The organism is Rhodoflexus sp., from assembly GCF_053489755.1.
Genome location: NZ_JBRCHD010000038.1, coordinates 78,058 through 103,588 on the forward strand (window position 1 = coordinate 78,058; position 25,531 = coordinate 103,588).

The window sequence follows — 25,531 nt, forward strand, 5'->3', positions numbered from 1 at the left end:
GGCTAACTTTAGCGGGCTAAAAAAAGTTAATACTTCCAAATAGCATCACTTCTAAACCAACTGCATGAAATATTCCCAACTATCCTCCGATCAACTACTGAAAATCAAGACATTAGGCGAACTAAAAGCAGCAGGCTATACCAGCCGCACCGTTAAACAGGAACTGCGCGACAACCTGATGCGGCGCTTGCGCGAGGGCAAGCCCGTGTTTGAAGGCATTCACGGTTATGAATTTACCGTACTGCCCGAAGTAGAACGCGCCATTCTTTCTATGCACAATATCAACCTGCTGGGTTTGCGCGGACAGGCAAAAACGCGCATTGCGCGCCTGATGGTCAATTTGTTAGATGAATACATTCCTATTATCAAAGGCAGCGAGTTGAACGACGACCCGCTACAGCCACTTTCGCGCTTTGGCAAAGACGAAGTAGCCACTCACGGCGACCATACCGCCATTGAATGGCTGCATCGCTCGGAGCGCTACACCGAAAAACTCGCCACTCCCGATGTTTCGGTGGCTGATCTCATCGGCGATACCGATCCTATCAAAGCGGCTACGCTCAAACTGCCTTATTCAGATGAGCGCGTGATTCACTTCGGACTCATTCCGCGTTCGCATCGCGGCATTTTTGTCATCAACGAATTGCCTGATTTACAGGCGCGTATTCAGGTGGCGCTCTTCAATATTTTGCAGGAAGGCGACATCCAGATTCGCGGCTTCAAACTGCGTCTGCCGTTGGATATTCAGTTTGTGTTTACGGCAAACCCCGAAGACTACACCAATCGCGGCAGCATCGTAACCCCGCTGAAAGATCGCATTGATAGTCAGATAATTACGCATTATCCAAAAGATATTGCCACAGGGCGCAAAATCACGCAGCAGGAGGCATACATCAAGCCCGAACAGCAAAAAATTGAGGTTTTTGATCTTGCCAAAGACATGATTGAGCAGGTAGCGATGGAAGCTCGCAACAGCGAATATGTGGATGCCAAAAGCGGCGTTTCGGCACGTTTGACCATTTCTGCCTACGAAAACCTCATCAGTGCTGCCGAGCGGCGTACCCTGATCAACGGCGAATCGGCGACGCACATCCGCGTGAGCGACTTCTGGGCAATTATCCCGTCTATTTCGGGCAAGGTAGAACTTGTTTACGAAGGCGAGCAGGAAGGTGCTGCCTCCGTAGCGCAGGCGCTGGTAGGCAAAACCATCCGCACCTATTTCAAACAGTTTTTCCCTGACCCCGAAAAGGAGAAAAAACGCGCCAACGGTGCTTACAAAGCTATTCAGGATTGGTTTGGCAATGGCGAGCATTTAGACCTGCTCAACGATGCCGCCGACCGCGACTACCGCGCCGCGCTGGATAAAGTACCCGGGCTGCGCGACTTGGTAAAAGCTAAATTGCCTAACCTAAGTACCAACGAGCAATATTTTATGATGGAATTTGCCCTGCACGGACTGGCGGAGTATTCCGTTGTCAGCCGTAAGAATCTGGAGCGCGGCATCCAGTTCAAGGACATCCTGAGCGGCATGTTCAATCTTGGTGCTGATGACGATGAGGAATAGTCAAACGAAAGGATATTTATGATAAACATTGAAGAAATCAAGCAGAAAACGCGTCCGATTTTTCATAAATACAATATCAAAAAGGCAGGTATTTTCGGATCCTTTGCAAAGGGAACTGCAAATGCCCGAAGTGATATTGATTTACTGATAGAAACGCAAGAGAATATTAGTCTGCTTGATTTCATTCAAATCAAAAATGAGCTGGAAGATACCTTGTCAATGCCTGTTGATTTAGTGCTTTATGATGCTGTTAAAGCACGGCTACAAGATGATATTTTCGCAGAGGAAATCAGAATTTATGGCAAAGAGCAGAAATGATCTGGTTTTTTTGGAAGATATATTGGACTCTATTGAAAAAATTGAGTTTTACGTCCAATCTTTTACCGAAGCTGAGTTTGAGAAAAGTTCGGAAAAACAAGATGCTGTTATTAGGCGACTTGAAATTATTGGCGAAGCTGTAAAAAACTTATCTGATACCATCCGGAATACATACCCGCATGTAAGATGGAGACAAATTGCAGGTATGCGCGACGTACTTATTCATCAGTACTTTGGTGTTACCATCGGTTTGGTTTGGCGAGTGATCACATCAGACTTACCAATCCTTAAAGAGGTAGTGAAAGAAATTATTGACGATATGGTGAAAGATAAATGAACAAACTATCCCGAAGAGCATTTTTGGGCTGTGGCGTTTTGGCGCTCGCAGCCCTTATTTATTACCTTTTGGACAGACTTTGGTATGCCGCCGCTCCCCGCAACAGCCCCCGCTGGTTCGATGATAGCCGCGACTGGCAACAGATGGACAAGGCAGGGCATGCTTTCTCCGCCTACCACCTCAGCCGTTTGGCACACCGCCTGCTGCTTTGGGCAGGCATAGCTCCTGAAAAGTCGCATCACTACGCTGCCCTGTTGGGTTTTGCTGCACTCTCACCGATTGAATTGTTAGATAGTCTGGCAAGTACCCACGGCGCAAGCGCCTATGACCTGCTCGCCAATGCAACGGGAGCGGCGTTGTTTACCGCACAGGAGCAGGTGGCAGGCAAACAGTTGCTTCGCCCCAAGTTCTGGTTTGCGCCAAGCCCTTACGCCGTCCTTCGCCCCGACAAACTCGGCAGCAACCTTGGTGAACAATTCATCAAAGACTACAATGGGCAAAGCTATTGGCTTTCGTTTCCTATGCCTTTTTTACCTGCTGATTACCAATGGATTAGGGCAGCCGTAGGCTACGGTGCAACGGGTATGGTCTATGGCAACCCCGACCAGAACCGCCACGCAGGCTACCAATCGCGCCGTCATTTTTTTTTAGGTTTAGATGCCGAACTGCCCGCCCGCCTGCAACAAAAAAATGCAGGAAAAATCATCGGTTTTCTATCAGAAATGTTCCGACTGCCGTTGCCGAAGGTTGAGAGGTAATACTGAAATGAATCATCTATCACGTAAATTTTGAAAGTGTCCAAAAAGTAACACGGACTTTAGTCTGTGATTTGTCAATCAGTTGATAATCAAATATCTACAGATTGAATCCTGTGCTACATTCAGCCTTTTTGGGCAGCCTCGATTTATCCATCATGCAATTCATAATGGCATAAAGAGCCGACTATTGTACAACTTGTTCCATAGCAAAGTATATTTTTATTTTTCTTCGGTAACAAGCCCGTAAAAACTTCCCAGCGCATTCTGTCGGGCTTTGAGCCGTTCGCCTGTATTCTTTTGCTGCCAGAAATCGAACTTTACTGCTTCGCGATACTGATTGCCTTTTTTGTCTTGAAGAACCAGCGTATAGGTTTCTGTGCGTTTACCTTCGCGCCAGTCGTCGCCGGGCAGGGCTTCCTGTGGAAAGTAGGGCTGCTTATCGCTGCCTGTAGCTTTAGCGGTACGATCTAAAGTCCAGCGGTAGATTTCGTATTTATACTTGGTTTGGAATACGGGTACTTGTTTGTAAACAGGTTCGTCGTAGGTTTCTTCGCGGTTTTCGTAGATGGGACGGTCGCAGTAAACATCTTCAAAATAGCCGTTGCCTAAGTCTTTTTTGCCGCAGCGTTCGCGTTTAGTGCCTGTTTGTACGCGTACATTGCGTGTTTTCTTCTGATAGCCTGTCAGAACCTGGTTGTAATGATGCACGTCCTGTCGCTGAGAAATCAACTTAGCTGCGGCGGGGAGTGTCCAGTCTTCTTCTACAAAGGCTCGGTTGTGTTCAATGGCAACGGTTCGCTCCCACTCGTGTCCGACAACTTCTACCTCAAAGCCGCGTGGTTTGAACATGTACCACAAAGCAAAGACAGCGAGCAGCAGGAATGACCAGACAACGATTCGGTACTTGCGTTTGTCTCTTGTCCGATTGTCGGCAGGGTTAAATTTAGGCGGTGGTGGCGGTATTGCTCGTTGCTGCTGTGCAGGAGCATCGCTCGCACGGTCGTAGATCACTTTTTCCGAGCGGGCAGTGTCTTCATGATCGCGAGCGTTGCCGCAAGCTCTGCAAACAGTGTCGGCAGCTTTGTTATCGGCTTGGCAGTAGTTGCAGCGCCAGTCGGCGCCTGCCTTTGCCTGCCGGATTTTATCCGCATCGGTTACTTCTTCTGCATCATCGGGCAGATAAAACTCAACTTCTTTACCGCGCGGCGAACCGCATCCTGCACAATGTGTATCCGGGCCTAAGTTGCCTTTCAGCCCACATACGGGACAGTCCCATCTGCCTACTCTAATGGTCATATGTTTGCTTGCGATCGGGTGTGGTTGTCAATATAGTTTTTTCCTGCGAGTTACGAAGGAAACTTGCTAAATTTTTGGAGCATTGATGCGGGCAAAACTGTCAGACAAGGTATAAAAGCATATGCAAGTCCTATTAAGTTGCTTTCTGTTGCTTGCGAGGCGGATGGATGCCCCGAACTTTTTTCCTGACAAAAGCCGAAAGGATCATAAAGCCCGCCAGAAAAGCTGCCAGCCTTGATAGTGCATCGCCGGTGCGAGCGTAGAGGGTCATGCCGCTGTTGGCGTGGATGCCCATTGCCTTTGCTCCTTTCTCTGCGTAAGCAATGCGCTCTAACACATCGCCGCGCTGGTTGATAAAGCCTGAGATGCCCGTATTGGCTGCGCGGGCGATGCTCCGGCGCACCTCGATTGCCCGCAGGCTTGCCAACGCTAGGTGCTGTACGTGTCCCGGGGTATTGCCCCACCAGCCGTCGTTGGTAATAATGCCCAGTATGTTTGCGCCCTGCTGTACGTACTCGGTAACAAATTCGCCGTAGGCAGATTCGTAACAAATCACAGGCGCTATGCCTATGCTGTCGTAGCTGAAGAAGACGGCACGCTGCTCTTGCGTACCAAGGTTACCGACAGTGCCGCCCAAATTGAGCATCAGGTTGTTATCTAAGGCTTTAAAGAGTCTTGCCAACGGGTTCGATTCAACTCCAACTACCAACTTGGATTTGTGATAATACTGAACCGTCGTGTCTTCGCGGATGAAGAGTGCTGTATTGAAAACCTCGTAGCCCATGCCCGTGCCTTTTCTTACGGTCGGTCGGTCGGGGAGGCTGTCGGGATGAAACGCAATGTAGGTGTCCGCGCCGCTAATGAGGTTAATTTGCGGATACTGCCTTTTGAACTTGCCTACTTCCGACATGGGAAAAGGGGCTGTAAGGTTGGTAAAGTCTGTGTCTTCAACAAAAGTCTGGTGTAGGGAGGTTTCCGGCCAAAGCACAAAAGCTGTTTGCGGGCCAATTACACTGCGGCTCAGTTCGATAAATCGCGTCACTTGCGCACTGTAAGGCACGTAAGTAGTGTTGGTATTAAAGTCGCCTGTTTTGGAATTGTACTCAAATTTTTCTGCGTAGCAATCTAAGTTAGGCTGAACAACAGCAATTTCTACTACTGGCCCGCGCTCTTTATAGTTGTAATAAACCACCAACGAGGTAGCCATCGGCATCAGTAGCACCAGCAGCGTAAATACAGCGTTAAATTTCCACAGCCGAGGAGCTTTCCACAATGTTTCAAAAAGCATCAGATTGACAGCCAGCACCCAGATTGTGCCGCCTGCCGTACCTGTGTACTCGTACCATTGCACCCACGAGGGCACAAAGCCAAAAGCATTGCCCAGTGTTAGCCATGGCCAAGAGAAACCCCAGTTGTGGTGGAAATATTCAAAAGACATCCACAAAACAAAGAATAGCAGGTAGCCAAACTTATCGGAAGATGCGCGAACGGTAGCGTGAAAAAGCGTGAAAGTACCTGCCATAAGCGCCGCATTAGCAGTAAATGCAAACATGGCAGCTCCTGCGGAAGCGTTCCACAGCCACCAGGTCGCAACAACGTTCCAGACCAGAAACGCTATGTAGCTGTAGCCGAAACAAGTCAGTAGATAGTGCCGTACATTACTCTGACGGATGATATATTCTATAGCAAACAGTGGGGCAAAACCAGCAAAAATAAGCCAGATAGTAGGCGCATACCACGCCGCACCGAGCATTGCGCCGGCTACTAAAGCTAATAACAACAAATAACGATGCGAAAGTTGCAATGGCAACATAAGGGGATGCGAAAATAGTTAGCGCAAATTTAACGGGTTAAAATTGGTAAAATATCGCACCTGATAGTACTTATCGGTGAATTGTTTTTAATTTAGCTTTGCACAAAAAATTTATGCACCCAGATTCTATGATACAATCAGTGAAAATCGGCTTGTTCTATCTACTGGCAGCGAGTTGTCTTTTTTGCACGCAGGCAGCATTTGCCCAGCAGAAAAAATCTTCGGCTCAGCAACCCTCCGAAATTAGAAAATTGACAATTTCTTTTGTAGAAAATTACGGCAAGTTTACCCAGACCAAAGACAAGTCATCTGTGCTTAAGTTTATGCACGACAAGGTAACCGCCTCTTTGTTTAATGCAAACGTAATGGGGAGGTATCGCAGTTTCACAGGCGACTATCAGGGGCTGGACGAGCATCTGACCAAACTCGCCAATGCAGACAACCTCAATCTGAACTATAAGCTCACAGGCATCGCTGCCGAGCATCTTTCCGAAGACATCGGGTCTGTTGTCTATACAGCCGACTACCAGATGGAGCGCGAAGGCAGTGTTTGGGAAAAAGGGACAGAGCAGGTGACCTTAGTATTCAAAAAGTTTGGCAACGAGTGGAAGATCGTCTATTACAACACGATCAACATCGAGGACGAAAAACTGCGCGGCGACTGCTTCTGCGAAATATTTGAGTCTAAACCCGGCAACTTCGTAACCAAGACTACTTTGCCCGGCGGCAGAGGCTACACCGAAGACCTGCAAAATTTCGAGTTCCTCCAGCGTCCCGAAGGCAGAGTGATCCGTTCGGGAATGCAGATTTTCCGGTGGTCGGATGCAGGTGAGATTTCCTACACGCCCCAGCGCGATTCCAAGCCATCCAGCGTTGCTCCTGCAGAGGTAAAGTTGCCCGGATCGGCTACTGAAAGAGATCAGGCTATCATGTTGATCCTCAAAGAAGTTAACTATAAGGAAAGTTGTGCCAATATTAAGGTGCGCAGAAAATAATAATAGAGCCGATGAGAGCAACAACACGACATATCACCCCGACCTGTGTGTTGTTGCTTTTTTTATTCATTTTATTCAAACTGACCGCACAGCCCTCCGCAAGCGAAGCGAGTAGGATGGTGCAACTTTTTGCAACAAGCTATGCAGCTAAAGGAGCGAAAAGCGAAGCGCAGCTAAAAACACTAATGGCAGTTACCGATCCGGGACTGACCTTCGAATCGAATACCGTAGCACTTAGCGGCAATAAAAGATCGCGCAACGGCGATGTGACTGACTTTTTACAATTCCTGCGCAGGATGCACACCGAAGGCGGCAGCCAAGTAGTACGCACCCTGAAGAAAATTGAAAGCCTGCACCCGCGTAGCAATAGTATTTATGCCAATATCCATATCGAATTTGTGCATATGGCAGGTGACAAAGTCCTTGTCAAAGGTGATGAACATTTGAGTCTGTTGCTGCGCAAAGTAGATGATCAATGGAGGCTCGTGGATATCCGTTCGCTGATGATAGAAGCCGAAAAGTTTCGCGGGAGCTGTCTCTGTGAAATATTTACTTCTCAAACGTCGACTAATATATCTGCTAAAATTACCATGCCGGCAGGCGCTAATTACCGCGCATCTACAGTTGTCTTTGAAATTCAGGAATGCGACCCGCGACAAAAAACCTTCCTCATTCGCATCAGTAACTACGAGTTCAAATGGATGGCAACGGGGCAATTATACCTGCTCAAAGACGATAAACAGTGTGGGCTGAGTACCATAGAGCCGGAGCCTGTCGGCACAGCGCTCGACCAAAAGGATGCCTTCGGGCTAATTATCCGCAAATACTTGTTCGCATTCGAGTGCGCCCAGATCACTTTCAAATAGCAGATAATTTTATTATAGAGTGTCGCGGTGCTTCAAGCCCAAAGTAATTTTAGTGCTTTTTGCAAATTATGTTAAGGCTTTACTATCTTTCGATAACCAACTCATGACACTCGATGATAAAACATGTACACACTGCCTTGCTAATAGTCATCAGTGCTGTTGTGCTATATCCCGCCGGTGGCTTTTCACAAGTCAAAAAAGGCTCGCCTGCGCGGGCGAGTACACAAAAGCCTGCAAAGGATGGGGCTTCTGAATGTATAGAGGCGCTGCAAGAGTTTGCAAAAGCCTATTCAGGTATTGCCGAGCATCGCAACAAAGACAAAGTACTTGCATTTTTTACCCCTAATCTGGCAACTGAAATAACAACGATCAACATCCGGCGCAATATCCAAAACAGATATTCCGACTACCGGCAATTTTCTCAATACTTAGACGGTATTGTGAATACCCGCTCGCTGAGTGTGCGCTACACAATCGAAAAGATATTACATGCAAGAACCAAAGGTAACTTTGGAGTAGTTGTCTATGAAGCTGCTTACGAAATTTTGCGCGATGGCGATATGCTTATTCGAGGCAAGGAGATCAACACAGCCAATATGCTCAAAACGGGCGATCGCTGGCTGATCAACTACTATACAATCTACGATATTGCAGCTAACCAGCAACGGGGCAGTTGCCAGTGCGAAATTTTCAAGGGTGAAGACGGAAAATACATAACGCGCACAAGTTATCCCAGCGGCACGCGCTACGAAGTAATGATGGATAATTTCACCATTTCTTACAACGAGCGCTTAGATGCCCGACTGGTTCGCGTTCGCGACCATTATTTTGTCTGGAAACGCAACGGCAGCCTGATGGCGCTCACCTTTGACAACGGTCAATTTGCAGAGGTTGGCAACGAACTCGGTATTACTGATGACGCCAACGAAGTGCTTCTAATCATTTTACGCACTGCTCTTTTCTCTGATAATTGCTTATCTGTCAGAAAACGCTAAGACAAATCTAAAAGAACATGAAAAACGCTGCTGTAAATATTGCCCTGTTTGCGCTGCTGGTACTTGCCTACAGCCCGCGCAGTTTTGCGCAGGAAGCACCGCTGAGCCTGAAAGACTTCTTCAATCGCTATGCGCAGATGCGCAGCCAGATGCACCAATTAGGCGCAGAGGCAATACTCACCGAATTTTTTGATCCGCGCATGACAGGCTCCCGCGCCGACTACGACATTAGCAATCAGTTGAAGGTCAGAAAATTAGACTATAAAAGTACGCGAGAGCGCTACTTAAGCGAGTTAGAGAGTGGCATTATCACCCAAATTGTTCCGATCAGTATTCTGCACGAATCCGTGAAAGACAACATCGGGTTGCTCACTGCTATCAACGAACAGGCGAAGATCAAGGATGGCGATGTGATGGAAAAGCACACCGTTATTTATACCATGCTGTTGCTACTGGACGAACAGCGCAAGTGGAAAATCTACAATTATACAGCCACTTACCTGATTGAGGAGAAGAATAAAGGCATCTGCAACTGCGAACTGTACAATAGTCCCAAAGGTAACATTGCCAGCCGCCTGATCTATCCCGAAGGCGAGTCAATGACTACTGCACTGGATTATTTCGCTTTTAACAGCAATACCAAAACAATTACTGTCAGCAGCGGCGTTACTTATCATTGGGATGGCAACACCGTTAGTAAAGGCAATAAAAAAGAACAGATCGGGATAGCTAAAACAGCCAGAGATGCCATTGTAGTGATTATCCTGAAGGATCTGTACAGTAACTATTGTACTGAGATCAGGCTAAAGTAAGCGCTTGTTAAACTATGTTAAGCCGTGAAGCCACTCCGCAGGTTTCGCGTTAATATTGCAACAAGCAAACAATGAGCAAAAGACAACTACGATATATCATTGTATTTATGACCGGCGCTACGCTCGGGCTGATCGTGCTCCAATTTTACTGGATCAATAAAGCTTTCGAGTTGAGTGCTGCTCGTTTTAAAAGCGAGGTAATGGGTGCTTTGGAAAATGTAGCCCGCACGTTGGAACGTCGGGAAATACATGCAGCCATGCACAAGCAAAATGCACTGCTTGCCGAACGCAATATACTGCTAGCACAGATCTACAGTCGGATCAATGAAAGCAAGCCCCAGCCCCAGCTACCTGCCGGATCTTCCGAAACGTCTTTGCTGCAATCTGGTCAAGATATTTTCTTCGAGCAGTTTTCTGTGCGTAGTCGCTTGCGCAATAGCAGTGCCATCGGCCATTCTTGGGCGCGTAGTTATCTAGTCATTGGTGACTCGACAGCCTACATGCAGCAATTAGAGCAGCAGCAACTGCTGGAAAATCTCGAAGAGTTAGACATGATTATGGGCATTATCAACAACCGTCGCAATTTCAATCGCCCAATTGCCGAGCGAATCAATGTCGCACTGCTGGACTCGCTGCTGGCACGCGAAATTACCGCTAAAGGTATTAACCTTCCCTATCAATTTGGCGTATTGGTCAAAGATACAAGCAGCGCGTATCAGTTTATCCATACCAAGTTGCAGGATAGCCAAGCCAATGCAGAAATTCTGCGCAACGGCATATCGGTAAGGCTGTTTCCTAACGATGATATGTCGCCGCCTAGCTTTCTGCACGTACATTTCCCCGACAACTACAAGGAAATCCTGCGAGAAATGACGGCTGTTTTAGTGTCTTCTGCTGTTTTTAACGTTATTATTATTGCCTGTTTTGCCTTTGCCATTTCTACTATCATTCGCCAGAAAAAAGTCTCGGAAGTAACCCGCGACTTTATCAATAATATGACGCATGAGTTCAAGACACCAATCTCAACCATCTCATTGGCTTGTCAGGCGCTGCAAGAGCCTGATATGCGGGCCAATAAGCGAATTTTAGATCGTTACTTAGGCATCATTAAAGATGAAAACGATCGGCTGGGGCATCAAGTAGAAAAAGTGCTTCAAATTGCATCTTTAGAAAAAGGCGACTTCAAACTCAAGATAGAAAACATAGATGTACACGAACTGCTCAATCAGGCGGCCGAACACATGAAACTCGGCATCGAAAGTGAAGGCGGACGACTTTCCAAGCAATTGGAAGCCACAAAGACGGTGATTGAAGCAGATAGAGTACACCTAACTAATATTTTCTACAACCTGCTCGACAATGCCACCAAGTACTCGCCCGAAAATCCACAAATCAGTATTACAACCGAAGACGGGCGCGATGGTATCATCGTTTCCATCGCAGACAAAGGCATGGGCATGTCTAAGGATGTTATCAACCGTATTTTCGATAAATTTTACCGCGTACCAACAGGCAACATTCACAATGTTAAAGGATTTGGACTGGGCTTGAGCTATGTAAAAACGATGATAGACGCGCACCACGGACAAATTGCTGTTCAAAGTGAACCCGGTAAAGGCAGCACATTTACCTTATTCTTACCGTATCAGTATGACGCTCAACAAAATTTTATTAGTTGAAGATGACCCTAATCTGGGACAGATTCTTAAGGACTACCTCGAAGTAAAAGGCTTTGAACCGGTTCTCTATCGCGACGGAAGATCTGCGCTGCGAGCTTTCAAAAGCGAGGTTTTTCAGTTGTGCATATTTGACGTCATGATGCCGATTATGGATGGCTTCGCACTGGCAGAAGAAGTTCGAAAAATAGAAAAAGATGTACCGATTATTTTCCTGACAGCCAAATCCATGAAAGAAGATACGATTCGCGGCTTTCAGGTAGGTGCAGATGATTACATCACCAAACCTTTCAGTATGGAAGAGTTGCTCCTGCGGGTCAATGCTGTGTTGCGCAGAACCGTTAGGCAGGTAGTTCCGACCAACGGCAGCTACCAAATCGGCAATTTCACCTATGATACCAAGCTCCACATTCTTTCGGGCATGGGCGAGGAAATGAAACTCACCTCCAAAGAAGCCGAACTGTTGGAAATGTTGTGCCAGCACAAAAATCAGGTATTGGAACGATCCAAAGCCTTGCGCAAGGTTTGGGGAGATGATAACTACTTCAACTCACGAAGCATGGATGTTTATATCACCAAGTTGCGCAAGTATCTTAAGGCTGATGAGCGCATCCAGATTATGAACATCCACGGTACGGGGTACAAATTGCTTGCACCGTAGTGGTTGTTATTTGATGCTTTTTTCCGAAATTGGGTAAATCACACTGCCCTTTTTCCAAAGAAAATGAAAACAAAGCTGCTAACGACCATATTTATTTTGCTGCTGCTCGCTGTGGCAGACAGTTGCTACATGCGTTCCAAAGACCCTGTCCGCATATTGGTATTTTCCAAAACTGCCGGCTTCAGGCACTCGTCCATTCCCAACGGTATTGCTGCCCTGCGGAAGATAGCCGAGCAAAACGGCTACCTGATGGATACCACCGAAAATGCCGCCAACTTCAACGAAGACAACCTGAAGAAATATGCAGCAGTAGTATTTCTCAGTACGACAGGCGATGTGCTAAACGAAGTACAACAAGCTGATTTTGAGCGCTATATACAGGCTGGAGGAGGCTATGTCGGCATCCATGCCGCCGCAGATACGGAGTATGACTGGCCTTGGTACGGGCAACTTGTCGGCGGCTATTTCAACGGGCATCCTTCTACGCCTTCCAACGTACAGCGCGGGCAGATTTTTGTCGTTGATAAAAACCATCCCTCTACCGAACACCTGCCCGATACGCTGGAGCGCACCGACGAATGGTACGACTACCGCGACATGTACCCCGGCGTGCGCATACTGATGCGCATCAATGAAAAATCTTATATCGGGTCTAACATGACCGACCATCATGCCATAGCATGGTATCATGAATTTGACGGCGGCCGAGCATGGTACACCGCAGGCGGGCATACGGAAGAGAGTTTTTCCGAGCCTGACTTCTTGCGCCATATCAGCGGGGGGCTAAGGTATGCAATCGGTAATGCTGCGCCTTTGGACTATCAAAAAGCCAAAAGCAAGCGCGTACCCGAAGAAAACCGATTCACCAAAGTAGTATTAGACAGCTACTTAGATGAGCCTACAGAACTAACCGTACTACCCGACGGGCGCGTCCTCTTTCTGGAGCGGAAGGGCAAGATCAAAATTTACCGCCCCGACGAAAATAAAGTCAAAGAAGCTAACCAATTCAAGGTCAATACTACCCACGAAGACGGGCTGCTGGGGCTTGCCGCCGATCCTGATTTCGCACAAAACAAGTGGATATACTTGTACTATTCGCATCCTGTAGCGTCGGTCAATCAGTTGTCGCGCTTTACGATGAAAGGCGACAGCCTCGACCCCAGCACTGAGGTTCAAATACTGACAGTGCCTGTACAGCGGCAGGAATGTTGCCACACAGGCGGATCAATTGCTTTCGACGGGCAGGGTAACCTATTCCTTTCCACAGGCGACAATACCAATCCCTTTGCATCAGACGGGTATTCGCCCTCCGACGAGCGCCCCGATCGCAGCCCTTGGGATGCGCAGCGATCATCGGCAAATACTAACGATCTGCGCGGTAAAATCTTGAGAATCAAGCCACAGGCAGACGGCTCTTATACCATCCCCGAGGGTAATCTCTTTCCAAAAGGCACTCCCAACACGCGCCCTGAAATCTATGTAATGGGTTGCCGCAACCCTTACCGCATTTCGGTTGACAAAAAAACAGGCTACTTGTATTGGGGCGACGTAGGCCCAGATGCAGGCGAGGACAGTCCCGAACGCGGCCCAAAAGGATACTGTGAAATCAATCAGGCCAAAGCGCCCGGCAACTTTGGCTGGCCGCATTTTGTTGCCGATAACAAAGCCTACCAGCGCTATGATTTTGAGACCAAACAACCGCTGGGCTTTTTTAATCCTGAAAAGCCGATGAATCTTTCGCCAAACAATACCGGACGCAAAGAACTGCCACCCGCGCAAAAAGCCATGATCTGGTATCCTTACGGCGAATCCAAAGAGTTTCCGATCGTGGGCACAGGCGGGCGCAACCCGATGGCGGGCGAGGTGTTCCATGCCGATCGCTACCGAAAGTCGGACATCGGCTTTCCTGATTATTTCGACGGTAAATTGTTCATCTACGAATGGATGCGCGGTTGGCTAATGACCGTTTCTTTCGACGAGCAGGGACAAATGAAAAATCTGTCCCGCTTTATGCCTAATACGGTTTTCAACAATCCGATGGATATGGAGTTTGCGCCCGATGGTTCGTTGTACATGTTGGAGTATGGTACTAACTGGTTCAGTCGGAATGCCGATGCGCGGTTGGTGCGCATAGAATACAGCGCGGGCAACCGTCGCCCTGTTGTAAAACTGAATGCAGACAAAGTAGTAGGGGCAACTCCGCTCAAAGTGCAGTTTGATACCAAGGGAACAGTGGACTTCGACGGCGACCCGTTGCGCTACGAATGGTTTTTTACCGCAGATGCGAAGAAGCCGCAGGCAACCACTGCCGCACCGAGTTTTATCTTTGTTAAGCCGGGCATATATCAAGTGCGCTTGAAGGTTTCCGATGGCAAAGGAGGCACCGCCCAACAAACAATCGAAATTCGGGCAGGCAACGCACCGCCCGAAGTCAGTTTGACGGTCAGCGGTAATCAGACCTTCTATTTCGACAACGAGCAGCGCAATTACACGGTCAGCGTGCGCGACAAAGAGGATGGAACAGTAGAGAGCGGCGGCATAGATCCCGAAGAGGTAATTGTTAGGATGGACTACCTGTCCGAAGGCAAAGACCTGACCATCATTGCGCAAGGACATCAGGTCAACAGCAGCGAGATCACAGGTTTTCTGGCAGGTAAACGCCTGATAGATGACAGCGATTGTCGCGCCTGCCATGCCCTGCAACAGAAATCGGTAGGCCCAAGCTATACAGACATTGCCAAACGCTACCATCAAACCCATAATGCGGTTGCTTATTTGGCAGAAAAAATCATCAAAGGTGGCGCTGGTGTTTGGGGCGATAAGGGAATGGCAGCCCACCCGCAGATCAGTTTGGAGCAGGCTTCCGAGATGGCACGCTATATTCTCAGTCTCGCCGAAGACAAAAAAGCGGGTACATTGCCAATGAAAGGCAACTTTATCGCAGACCGGCATATTGGTAAAAATGAGAAAGGCATTTATGTTCTTCGTGCTGCCTACACCGATAAAGGCGGCAATGGAGTAGGGGCAATTACTAACACCAGTACGCTCGTGCTGCGCCCACCGACTCTCAAGGCAGTAGATGCCAATGCGCCTGCGAACCTGATGAAGGTAAACTTCAATGGGAAAGATTACGCCATTATGGGCGATAATACTTTTGCAGCATTCAAAAATATTGATCTGACAGGTATTGCGAGCATTACGCTGGGCGCTGCTACACAAGGCACAAGCGCGGTCATCGAAATAAGGCTGGGCGCACCCGACGGCAAACTGATCGGGCAAGCAAGCATTGCAGGCGAGCCTGTTTTCCAAATGCCCAAAATTGCCATTCCGCCGCAGCAGGGTAAACACGACCTCTTTTTTGTTAGCCGCATCAAAGAAGTCAAAGCACAGCCAATGGTTGCGCTGGAGTGGTTGCTGTTTGGACAAGAGTGATTTATATTGCATATCACAAAACGATATTCCGCCAAGTAGCTATGAACCATTCCCGCGAAGCTGCCAAATTTAATCAGGATCTGTCGCGCGCCAACTGGCACGATGAAACGCTTTGGTTTGTCCGCCAAAAGCGCGATGCGGCTGTTCGCGCTGTTCCCGAATGGGAGCAACTCCGCGAACTGGCTTCACAGATCAAAGCCAACGTATTGTCCAACTTAGATGATTATCTTGTTGAATTTGAAAAAAATGCCACCAAAAATGGCATCATTATTCATTGGGCAAAAGACGCAGCGGCGCACAACCAAATCGTACTACAGATTTTGCAGGCAAAGGGCGTACAACGCATGGCAAAAAGCAAGTCAATGCTGACCGAAGAGTGCCATCTGAATCAATTTCTGGCACAAAATGGCATAGAAGTAGTAGATACGGACTTGGGCGAGCGCGTCGTGCAGTTTGCTAACCAGTCGCCAAGCCATATCGTTCTGCCTGCTATCCACATGAAAAAAGAGGAAATAGGGGAGTTGTTCCATGAAAAGTTAGGCACAGAAAAAGGCGCAAGCGACCCCAAATACCTCACCGAAGCAGCAAGACAGCACCTCCGCGAAGTATTTCTGCAAAATAAAGTAGCGCTTACAGGTGTAAATTTTGCCATTGCTGAAACGGGTGGTTTTGTCGTTTGTACCAATGAAGGCAATGCCGATATGGGCGCACACATTGCCGACGTGCATATTGCCAGCATGGGTATCGAAAAAGTTATTCCCGCACAGGAACACTTAGGCGTATTCCTGCGGCTGCTCGCTCGAAGCGCCACCGGACAAGCGATTACGACCTATTCCTCCCACTTTTTGAAACCCAAAAAAGGCGGCGAAATACACGTCATTCTGGTAGACAACGGGCGCACGGAACAGTTAGGCAGACCCGATTTCCGCAAGTCGTTGTACTGCATCCGCTGCGGAGCTTGCATGAACACCTGCCCTGTTTACAGGCGCAGTGGCGGGCATAGCTATGGTTACACCGTCCCCGGCCCGATCGGCTCTATTCTTTCACCTAACGTGAACATGCGCGAACACGCCACACTGCCCTTCGCTTCTACCCTTTGCGGCTCTTGTAGCGACGTTTGCCCTGTAAAAATTGATATTCATCAGCAACTCTATAAGTGGCGGCAGATAATTGCCAAAGAAGGTTTATTGCCGCTTCCCAAGCGCCAAGGTATGAAAGCGTTGGGCAAAATTTTTGGCAATCCTATTTTCTACCGAGCAGCGGGAAAAATCGGACGCGGCTTTTTGCGCTTTGCGCCCGAATTTTTGGTCAATAATCCGCTCAATGTTTGGGCAAAACGCCGGCAAATGCCCGAGCCGCCCCAAGAAAGTTTCCGCGAATGGTACTTGCGCAATCGCGTACAGCAATGAAAAAAGTGCAATAATGCGCTTATTGCTATGCAATCTTCGCAAAAAAACAGCATAAATTTGCAAACTTAAAGGTATCCTTGCTTATGAGTTCCCTTGCTACATCCCGTATACATGCAGGCCCGCAAAGCCTTTCCGACCGCATCAATTCACTGGCCGAGTCGCAAACCCTCGAAATGGCAAAAAAAGCCCGCGAGCTGAAAGCCAAAGGAATAGACGTTATCAGTCTAAACCTTGGCGAACCCGATTTTCAAACTCCGCAACACATCAAAGATGCCGCCAAAAAGGCGATTGACGAGGGTTTTACTTTCTACACGCCTGTGGCGGGCATTCCTGACCTGCGCAAGGGAATCGCCGACAAACTCAACCGCGAGAACGGTTTGGACGTGAAACCCGAAAATATCGTGGTTTCGACAGGTGCTAAACAGTCGCTCGCCAATGTGCTGCTGTGTTTGGTAAACCCCAGCGATGAAGTGATTATTTTTGCGCCATTCTGGGTGTCGTACATGGAAATGGTGAAATTAGCCGAAGGAACGCCCGTAGTCATCAGCGGTTCGTTGGACAATGAATATAAAGTTACTGCCGAGCAGGTACGCGCAGCCTTGACCCCTAAAACAAAAGCAATCATGTTTTCTTCGCCCTGCAACCCGACAGGTGCAGTATTTTCACGCGAAGAGTTGACGGAAATTGCCAAGGTTGTCAAAGAACACGAAGAAAAAATAGGCAATTCTGTGTATATTATTGCCGATGAAATTTACGAGTATATCAATTTTACAGGCGAGCATTTTAGCATAGGCTCTTTGGATTTTATCAAAGATAGTGTCATCACGGTAAATGGCTTTTCTAAGGGCTTCGCCATGACCGGCTGGCGTGTGGGCTACATGGCAGGCGCTAAATGGATTGCCGATGCTTGCGACAAAATGCAGGGGCAGGTAACTTCTGGCACCTGTTCCATTGCACAGAAAGCAGCAGTAGCAGCTATTACGGGCGACTTAGCCCCTACGCGGCAAATGGCGGAGGCATACCTGCGCCGCCGCGATCTGGCAAAGCAACTCTTAGATCAGATCCCCGGCATCAAGACCAATAACCCCGAAGGCGCGTTCTATATCTTCCCTGATGTAAGCGCCTATTTCGGCAAGTCTTATGGCAACTACCACATCAAAAACTCTTACGATTTGTGTATGTACTTGCTCAACGAAGCGCACGTTTCCATTGTAGATGGGGATAGTTTCGGCGCGCCTCCTTGCGTGCGCATATCCACAGCCGCCGCCGATGAGCAAATCAGAGAAGCCATCCGCCGCATCGGCGAGGCGCTGGCGAAGTTGAAATAAGGTATTTTATACTAAAATGCATCATATACCACGTAGTTTTTATCCCGTAGGAACTGTGTTCAAATGCAAGCCAGAGGGATTGCATGTTGGTAGCATAGAACCTGCTTACATAAGCACACCATAAAGGGCGTGTTACTAACACATCATCCAACAAAAAACCGATGGGCTTTGCAGCTCATCGGTTTCTTTATTTGATGCTTATTGGAAATTAGCTTTGCAGATCGAAGCGATCGAGGTTCATTACCTTGTTCCATGCAGCTACGAAGTCTTTTACAAACTTCGCTTCGCCGTCGGTGCAGGCATAAACTTCAGCAATCGCACGAAGTTCGGTATTAGAACCAAAGATCAGGTCTACGCGAGTTCCTGTCCACTTCACAATGCCTGTTTTGCGGTCAATTCCTTCAAAAGTTTCCTGCGCGGCAGAAGTAGCCTTCCAAGTCGTGCCCAAGTCGAGCAGGTTTACGAAGAAGTCGTTGCTCAGTACTTCCGGACGGTTGGTGAATACGCCGTGCTTAGAGCCGTCAAAGTTAGTATTCAGTACACGCATACCGCCTACCAACACCGTCATTTCAGGAGCTGTTAAAGTCATCAATTGCGCTTTGTCAATCAGCATTTCTTCCGCAGAAGCTGTATAGCCTGTTTTTGCTTTCTTGTAGTTGCGGAAACCATCGGCAACCGGCTCAAGGACTGCAAAGGATTCTACGTCTGTTTGTTCCTGCGAGGCATCTGTTCTGCCCGGGGTGAATGGTACGCTTACTTCGTAGCCGGCAGCTTTAGCAGCCTGCTCGATAGCAGCGCAACCCCCCAATACGATCAGATCGGCAAGCGATACCTGCTTGGCTGTATTAGCGGTGTTAAACTCTTTTTGGATGCCTTCCAAAGTATCCAATACTTTAGATAGTTGGATGGGATTATTAACCTCCCAGTACTTCTGAGGGGCCAGACGGATGCGAGCGCCGTTAGCGCCGCCGCGCTTGTCCGAATTGCGGAAGGTAGAGGCAGAAGCCCACGCAGTACCTACCAGTTGCGCCACAGACAATCCCGAAGCAAGTATTCTGTTCTTTAGCGTGGCGATGTCTTGCTCGTCAATGAGTTCGTGCGTAACAGCAGGTATAGGATCTTGCCAAATCAACTCTTCGGCAGGGACTTCAGGTCCGAGGTAACGTACACGAGGGCCCATATCGCGGTGTGTCAGTTTGAACCATGCGCGGGCAAATGCATCAGCAAATTCATCAGGGTTTTCGTAGAAACGGCGAGCGATCTTTTCGTAAGCCGGATCGAAGCGGAGTGCAAGGTCAGTAGTCAGCATCATAGGTGCATGGCGCACGTTCGGATCGTGTGCGTCAGGTACGGTACCTGCACCTGCATCGCCTTTGGGCTTCCACTGCCATGCTCCGGCAGGACTTTTTGTCAGTTCCCACTCGTAGCCGAAGAGGTTTTCAAAGTAGTTGTTGCTCCACTGGGTTGGCGTAGTTGTCCATGCGCCTTCCAAACCACTGGTGATAGTATATTGTGCGTTGCCGGTGCCGAAGGTATTCTTCCAGCCCATGCTTTGCTCTTCGATAGCAGCACCTGCGGGTTCGCGCCCTACGTATTTGGCCGGATCGGCGGCCCCGTGTGCCTTACCAAAAGTGTGTCCTCCTGCAATCAGGGCAACGGTTTCTTCGTCGTTCATTGCCATGCGGCCAAAAGTTTCGCGGATGTCGCGGGCAGCAGCAATTGGATCGGGTTTGCCGTTGGGCCCTTCAGGGTTTACATAAATCAAGCCCATCTGTACAGCGGCCAGCGGGTTTTCCAGTTCGCGATCGCCGGTGTAGCGGTTGTCGCCCAGCCACTCGGTTTCAGAACCCCAGTAGATGTCTTCTTGCGGCTCCCATATGTCTTCCCGACCACCGCCAAAGCCAAAGGTTTTGAAGCCCATAGATTCTAAGGCACAATTACCTGCCAGAATCATCAGATCTGCCCAAGAGAGTTTCTTGCCGTACTTCTGCTTGATAGGCCAGAGCAGCAGGCGGGCTTTATCTAAATTGGTATTATCCGGCCAACTATTGAGTGGGGCAAAACGCTGCGCCCCCCCGCTTGCGCCGCCGCGTCCGTCGTGGATGCGATAAGTACCTGCACTGTGCCATGCCATGCGGATAAAGAGTGGCCCATAATGACCGTAATCGGCAGGCCACCAGTCTTGCGAAGTAGTCATCAGTTCGTAGATATCCTGCTTCACTGCTGCCAAATCTAAACTTTTGAACTCCTTAGCATAATTGAAATGCTCATCCATTGGGTTGGAAAGCCTAGAATGCTGACGAAGGATATTCAATTTCAACTGGTTGGGCCACCAATCGCGATTGGTCATGCCGCCACCTGCCACTTGTTTCAGCATGCCATTGGTAAACGGGCATTTGCTTTCCCCGTTGGTACCATTCACATTATAGGAAACTGTGCTTGTTGATGCGTTGTGTTCCATTGTATATAAAAGATGATTGATGAATAGTTGTCAATTATTTCAGGTTTGCAATTTACGCTATCTTGAGCAAATTAGTTGTTATCACAACTAATTTTTTCGCCATGAGAACAAGCCCGGCTACTATATCTGCATGTGTAGTGTTACGTTGTCGCTATTGTACATCGCTTACAGTCTTGATAATTTCGACAGCATGCACACTATACATAGCAGCGCATTATCTGTAAATGCCCAAATTTGCAGTGAATTTACATATAAACCCGAAGACCTAATAGGCTTTAAGTAAACTTAACATTAGGATTGTACCACAGACCATGAACAAGATTACTCGACATCCGATTCAGCAGTTAGGCTATCAGTTTATACCCGCCCAATATCTGCCCGAAGGCAAGGATGAATACTATCTCCGACGCGAACAGAACCCCAACGGCAACTATCGCCACCTGACAGCTTATGAAATAGAGGCACTTGTGCGCAACAACAACACAAGTGATGACTGGAACCAGATCTGGGTCAGCGCGGCCTTCGACCCGCGCTTAGTTAAAAACTGTCAGTTTTTCGGCTTGATCCGCCTCGGTAAATTAGAACCTTATTATTTAGAATACCACAATCTGCGGATGCGCGTCGGGCTATACAACAGCACCATCATCAGTTGCGACATTGGCGATAACGTTGTGATTGACAACGTGAATTATCTTTCGCATTACCTCATTGGGAATGAGGTAATTATGGCGAATATTAACGAAATGGCAACTACTGACTACGCCAAATTCGGCAATGGAATGCTCAAAGAAGGCGAAGACGAAGCCGTCCGTATCTGGTTGGAACTTTGCAACGAAAATGGCGGGCGAAAAGTGCTGCCCTTCGACGGGATGCTCCCCGGCGATGCGTGGATGTGGACACGCAACCGCCACGATGCTGCGCTCATGGAAAGTTTTCGGCAAATGACGCTGCAAAAATTCTCTAACAAGCGGGGCTTTTACGGTAGAATTGGCAACCGCTGCATCATTAAAAACACCAAAATTATTAAAGATGTCAGCATGGGGTCAGACGTGTACATCAAAGGTGCAAACAAACTGAAGAATCTGACCATCAATTCGTCAGCAGCCGCACATACCCAAATCGGGGAAGGCTGCGAGTTAGTGAATGGTATCATAGGGGAGGGCTGCCGTATTTTTTATGGTGTAAAGGCAGTCCGTTTTATCATGGCATCGCATTCGCAACTTAAGTACGGGGCGCGGCTGATTAACTCTTATTTGGGCAATAATGCTGTTATTTCCTGCTGTGAAGTACTGAACTCGCTTATTTTTCCGGCGCACGAACAGCACCATAATAATTCCTTTCTCTGTGCGGCACTGCTGAAGGGACAAACCAACATAGCCGCAGGCGCAACCATTGGTAGCAACCACAACAGTCGGGGCGCTGACGGCGAAATGATTGCAGGCAGAGGTTTTTGGCCGGGGCTGTGTGTCAGTATCAAACACAATTCTGTTTTTGCCTCTTTTACCATTCTGGCAAAAAGCGATTTCAACTATGAAATGAATATTCCGCTGCCTTTTTCCTTAGTCAGCAACGATCTGCACGAGAACCGCCTGCTGGTAATGCCCGGCTACTGGTTTTTCTACAATATGTATGCCCTTGCAAGGAATGCACGGAAGTACAGCGACCGCGACAAACGCACCGACAAAGTGCAACTGCTGGAGTATGACTACCTCGCCCCCGACACAATCAACGAGATGGTTCATGGCTTAGATGTGATCGCCACAGCCGTTGCACAAACGCACCTGCAACAGGAAAACCGACACCGGAGCGAGTACAGCGCAGATGAAATCCTGCCGCTGGGGCACAGACTGTTGCAACAATCGCCTGAAGCAGTAGGGCAAATGACAGTACTGGCAAACGGTTTTGAGAACAGCCGCCGCCCCGTTGTGATCCAGAAAGCGGTGGAGGCTTATACTATCTATCGCGAACTGATCAGCCTCTACCTAGCCCGACAGTTGGTAAACTTCGCCCAACTGCGCGGAATCAGTAGTTTGCCAATGCTTGTTGCAGCGCTACCCACAGATTACAGTTTTTTGGCATGGGAAAATGTAGGTGGGCAACTCATCCGCCGCGATACCTTCGAGCAGTTGCTGGAGCGCATCAAAACTGGGCAGACTACACGCTGGGACGAGGTACACCAGTTCTATCGCGAGCAAGGCGCAATTTATCCTATGGAAAAACTTAAGCACGCCATGGCCGCCTATGAGCGCGTTTTCAACCAGTCCCTAACTGATCCTGCGGTAATTGAGCAGGTGCTGGAGGAAAGCCTGTTTACCGATGAGCGACTGACGCAAAACATTTTCAACAGCCGCAAGAAAGACTACGATAATCCGTACCGGAAAGCAGTTTATGCCAACGAGCGGGAAATGGACGTTGTCATCGGCAGCCTAGCGGACAATAGTTTCATCCAATGGGCAAAGACCGCACACGAAGACTACCGCAGACAAGTCATGCAACTGCTGGCATAGCGTTGTCTATCGGGGAATTTCTACCCGATCAATTAGTTGCTGAACGACCTGATCAGAGGTAAATCCTTCCATCTCCTTCTCGGCAGTGAGCATGATGCGGTGGCGCAGTACGTGTGGCGCGACAAAGCGTACATCTTCAGGCGTTACAAAATCGCGCCCGTTGAGCAAGGCATATGCCTTCGAGCTGTTCAAAATAGCAATTGAAGCACGCGGGGAAGCGCCCAAATAAACGGCAGGTTCGTTGCGGGACTGCCCTACGACCTGTACAATATACGAAAGAATAGATTCTTCCGCGTGTACACTGCCCACCAGCGCACGGTAGCGCATGATGTCCTCTGCACTCAGCAAGGGGCGAATGATAGAAAGGTCATTTTGCGTCCGACGGGTGTGGAAACCGTTTAGCATGGTTAGCTCCTCTTCGTGCGAGGGGTAATCTACCTGAATCTTGAACAAAAAGCGATCTAACTGCGCTTCGGGCAGCCGGTAAGTGCCTTCCTGATCAATCGGGTTTTGGGTTGCCAGTACAATAAACGGGGGCTGCATTGGGTAGCACTTGCCGTCAATAGTAACCTGCCGCTCTTCCATCACCTCGAAAAGGGCTGCCTGCGTCTTTGCCGGAGCGCGGTTGATTTCATCAATCAGTACTACATTGGCAAAGATCGGCCCTGCTTTGAACTCAAAATTGCCACTTTTCAGGCTGTACACCGAAGTTCCCAGTACGTCGGAAGGCATCAGATCGGGCGTAAACTGAATCCGCGAAAAGCGAATATTCATAATACGCGATAAAACTTTGGCAGTCAGTGTTTTGGCTATTCCCGGCACACCTTCTATGAGCACATGCCCGTCAGCCAAGATAGCTGTCAGCAGCAGGTCTATCATCTGCCGCTGTCCGATGACGAGCTGTGCCACTTCGGCACGAATGTCTGTAATCGTTTGTGTGAGTGCACTCAGGTCTGTGCGCGGTTGAAAGTTGTCCTGTTGTTCCATCATGTTATGTTTTGCAGCAAGGTTTCGCACGCGTTCCACATTTGCTGCGATTTTCTAATTTTCATTACAAATCTGCCGCATCGGTAATACAACCTGCCACAGCCGAAGCCGCTACAGTGGCGGGCGAACCCAAATAAATTTGGGCTTTCGGATTGCCCATACGACCTTTGAAATTGCGGTTGGCAGCCGAAATGACTACCTCGCCATCGGCAGGAACGCCCATGTGTGAGCCTACGCAAGGCCCGCAGCCCGAAGTGGCAAAACTAACGCCCGCATCCATCAGGATTTCCATAGTTCCGTCGCGCATGGCTGCTTGAAATACCTGCTTAGAGGCAGGAATAACGAGCATACGCACCGAAGGATGTATTTTTCTGCCTCGTAAAACATCGGCAGCCGCATGCAGATCTTCCAGTCTGCCATTAGTGCAAGTACCGATAAATGCGTAATCTATTTTTATGCCTTTGATTTTTTCCAGATCCTGCACCCGATCGGGCTGGTGGGGGAGGCTTATCTGCGGCTTTAGCTCACTTACATCCAACTCCAATACGCGGCTGTAGGCAGCGCCCTCGTCGGGTACGATCGGCACAAAGTCATAGTCTAACTGTAAACCTGCGGGATGCACCAAACCTGCTTTCCCGCCCATTTCGACTGCCATATTAGCCAGTACGGCGCGGCTGGAAAGGCTCATGTCGGCAACTGTTGAACCGCAGTATTCAATCGCCTGATAGGTTGCGCCTTCAATTCCCATGTGGCTCATCACGTGCATAATGACATCTTTGGCATACACGCCTTTTTGCAACTTGCCGTTGATTACAATTTTGATTGTGCGCGGCACTTTGAACCATATTTTGCCCGTCAGCCAGACTGCCGCAAGGTCAGTCGCGCCTACTCCCGTCGAAAAGGCATTGATGCAGCCATAGTGCGTTGTGTGCGAATCTGCTCCTGTAAATACGTCGCCCGGCTTTACATAGCCGTTTTCCATAATTACCTGATGGCAAATGCCTTCGCCCACGTCAAAAAGGCGGATATTGTGCTTTCTGCTAAATTCGCGCATGAGTTGGTGCAGGTTGCTGATGGTTTGATTGGGCGCAGGGGCGGCATGATCAATCACCAAAGCAATCTTTTCAGGATTCCATACTGTTTTTCCGCCCGCCATTTCTTCAAATGCCTTGATGGCGTAAGGCGCAGTCGTATCGCTTGCCATCGCGCCGTCCACCTGCACAATCGTCAGTTCATCGGCATAGACTGCCTTTCCGCTATGATTGGAAAGGATTTTTTCCGCAATGGTTTGAGGCTTGTAGCTCATACATGTAAAA

Annotated in this window: 19 protein-coding genes; 14 read left to right on the top strand and 5 right to left on the bottom strand. The window is 48.6% G+C overall.

The features are described from left to right. The first annotated feature begins 64 nt into the window (after nucleotides 1-64). The 4 genes from ACWIP2_RS08650 to ACWIP2_RS08665 are packed head-to-tail and all read left to right on the top strand — an operon-like array spanning nucleotide 65 to nucleotide 2,977. On the top strand, nucleotides 65-1,564 hold the full coding sequence (locus ACWIP2_RS08650; protein WP_448519524.1) for a magnesium chelatase: 1,500 nt from the start codon (nucleotides 65-67) through the stop codon (nucleotides 1,562-1,564). Between the two features lie 18 nt (nucleotides 1,565-1,582). After that, nucleotides 1,583-1,882 (top strand): nucleotidyltransferase family protein, encoded by a 300-nt coding sequence (locus tag ACWIP2_RS08655; RefSeq protein ID WP_448519525.1) that lies wholly within the window; start codon nucleotides 1,583-1,585, stop codon nucleotides 1,880-1,882. Continuing rightward, on the top strand, nucleotides 1,863-2,219 hold the full coding sequence (locus ACWIP2_RS08660; protein WP_448519526.1) for a HepT-like ribonuclease domain-containing protein: 357 nt from the start codon (nucleotides 1,863-1,865) through the stop codon (nucleotides 2,217-2,219). Before ACWIP2_RS08655 ends, ACWIP2_RS08660 begins: the two co-directional genes overlap by 20 nt. Beyond that, entirely contained in the window at nucleotides 2,216-2,977 is a 762-nt protein-coding gene (locus tag ACWIP2_RS08665; RefSeq protein WP_448519527.1) for a DUF2279 domain-containing protein, read from the top strand. Before ACWIP2_RS08660 ends, ACWIP2_RS08665 begins: the two co-directional genes overlap by 4 nt. 219 nt (nucleotides 2,978-3,196) lie before the next feature. Here ACWIP2_RS08665 and ACWIP2_RS08670 read toward each other — a convergent pair whose 3' ends face one another. Further along, nucleotides 3,197-4,273, bottom strand: a complete 1,077-nt coding sequence (locus ACWIP2_RS08670) for a zinc finger Ran-binding domain-containing protein (RefSeq protein WP_448519528.1) — start codon at nucleotides 4,271-4,273, stop codon at nucleotides 3,197-3,199. A gap of 133 nt (nucleotides 4,274-4,406) precedes the next feature. Next, nucleotides 4,407-6,086, bottom strand: coding sequence for an apolipoprotein N-acyltransferase (gene lnt, locus ACWIP2_RS08675; protein WP_448519529.1), 1,680 nt, complete (start codon nucleotides 6,084-6,086; stop codon nucleotides 4,407-4,409). 128 nt (nucleotides 6,087-6,214) lie between these two features. Here lnt and ACWIP2_RS08680 point away from each other — a divergent pair, with 128 nt between their 5' ends. The 9 genes from ACWIP2_RS08680 (at nucleotide 6,215) to ACWIP2_RS08720 (ending at nucleotide 18,260) form a co-directional block, all read left to right on the top strand. Beyond that, nucleotides 6,215-7,081: a hypothetical protein gene (locus ACWIP2_RS08680; protein WP_448519530.1), complete on the top strand. Its 867-nt coding sequence runs from the start codon at nucleotides 6,215-6,217 to the stop codon at nucleotides 7,079-7,081. Between the two features lie 11 nt (nucleotides 7,082-7,092). Further along, entirely contained in the window at nucleotides 7,093-7,947 is an 855-nt protein-coding gene (locus tag ACWIP2_RS08685; protein WP_448519531.1) for a hypothetical protein, read from the top strand. A 113-nt stretch (nucleotides 7,948-8,060) separates the two neighbouring features. Continuing rightward, on the top strand, nucleotides 8,061-8,942 hold the full coding sequence (locus tag ACWIP2_RS08690) for a hypothetical protein (RefSeq protein WP_448519532.1): 882 nt from the start codon (nucleotides 8,061-8,063) through the stop codon (nucleotides 8,940-8,942). Nucleotides 8,943-8,959: 17 nt separating this feature from the next. Then, on the top strand, nucleotides 8,960-9,754 hold the full coding sequence (locus ACWIP2_RS08695) for a hypothetical protein (protein WP_448519533.1): 795 nt from the start codon (nucleotides 8,960-8,962) through the stop codon (nucleotides 9,752-9,754). A 71-nt stretch (nucleotides 9,755-9,825) separates the two neighbouring features. After that, a complete protein-coding gene (locus ACWIP2_RS08700) occupies nucleotides 9,826-11,433 on the top strand; it encodes a sensor histidine kinase (RefSeq protein WP_448519534.1) in 1,608 nt (535 codons plus the stop codon). Further along, complete coding sequence (locus ACWIP2_RS08705) at nucleotides 11,405-12,091, top strand: response regulator transcription factor (RefSeq protein ID WP_448519535.1); 687 nt, start codon at nucleotides 11,405-11,407, stop codon at nucleotides 12,089-12,091. The genes ACWIP2_RS08700 and ACWIP2_RS08705 overlap by 29 nt, the downstream gene beginning before the upstream one ends. 63 nt (nucleotides 12,092-12,154) lie before the next feature. Continuing rightward, nucleotides 12,155-15,523: a ThuA domain-containing protein gene (locus ACWIP2_RS08710; protein WP_448519536.1), complete on the top strand. Its 3,369-nt coding sequence runs from the start codon at nucleotides 12,155-12,157 to the stop codon at nucleotides 15,521-15,523. A 41-nt stretch (nucleotides 15,524-15,564) separates the two neighbouring features. Then, entirely contained in the window at nucleotides 15,565-16,932 is a 1,368-nt protein-coding gene (locus tag ACWIP2_RS08715) for a lactate utilization protein B (RefSeq protein ID WP_448519537.1), read from the top strand. A gap of 83 nt (nucleotides 16,933-17,015) precedes the next feature. Beyond that, nucleotides 17,016-18,260 carry a pyridoxal phosphate-dependent aminotransferase gene (locus tag ACWIP2_RS08720; RefSeq protein ID WP_448519538.1) on the top strand — a complete coding sequence of 415 codons (1,245 nt, stop codon included), beginning with the start codon at nucleotides 17,016-17,018 and terminating at the stop codon, nucleotides 18,258-18,260. 208 nt (nucleotides 18,261-18,468) lie between these two features. On the opposite strand, the gene katG is transcribed toward ACWIP2_RS08720, so the two are convergent. Then, nucleotides 18,469-20,721, bottom strand: coding sequence for a catalase/peroxidase HPI (gene katG / locus ACWIP2_RS08725; protein ID WP_448519539.1), 2,253 nt, complete (start codon nucleotides 20,719-20,721; stop codon nucleotides 18,469-18,471). Nucleotides 20,722-21,032: 311 nt separating this feature from the next. On the opposite strand from katG, the gene ACWIP2_RS08730 reads away from it, so the two are divergent. After that, on the top strand, nucleotides 21,033-23,228 hold the full coding sequence (locus tag ACWIP2_RS08730) for a DUF4954 family protein (protein WP_448519540.1): 2,196 nt from the start codon (nucleotides 21,033-21,035) through the stop codon (nucleotides 23,226-23,228). 6 nt (nucleotides 23,229-23,234) lie between these two features. On the opposite strand, the gene ACWIP2_RS08735 is transcribed toward ACWIP2_RS08730, so the two are convergent. Both ACWIP2_RS08735 and ACWIP2_RS08740 read right to left on the bottom strand, forming a co-directional pair. Next, entirely contained in the window at nucleotides 23,235-24,215 is a 981-nt protein-coding gene (locus ACWIP2_RS08735; protein ID WP_448519541.1) for an AAA family ATPase, read from the bottom strand. 64 nt (nucleotides 24,216-24,279) lie between these two features. Continuing rightward, complete coding sequence (locus ACWIP2_RS08740) at nucleotides 24,280-25,521, bottom strand: 3-isopropylmalate dehydratase large subunit (protein WP_448519542.1); 1,242 nt, start codon at nucleotides 25,519-25,521, stop codon at nucleotides 24,280-24,282. Between the last annotated feature and the right edge of the window lie 10 nt (nucleotides 25,522-25,531).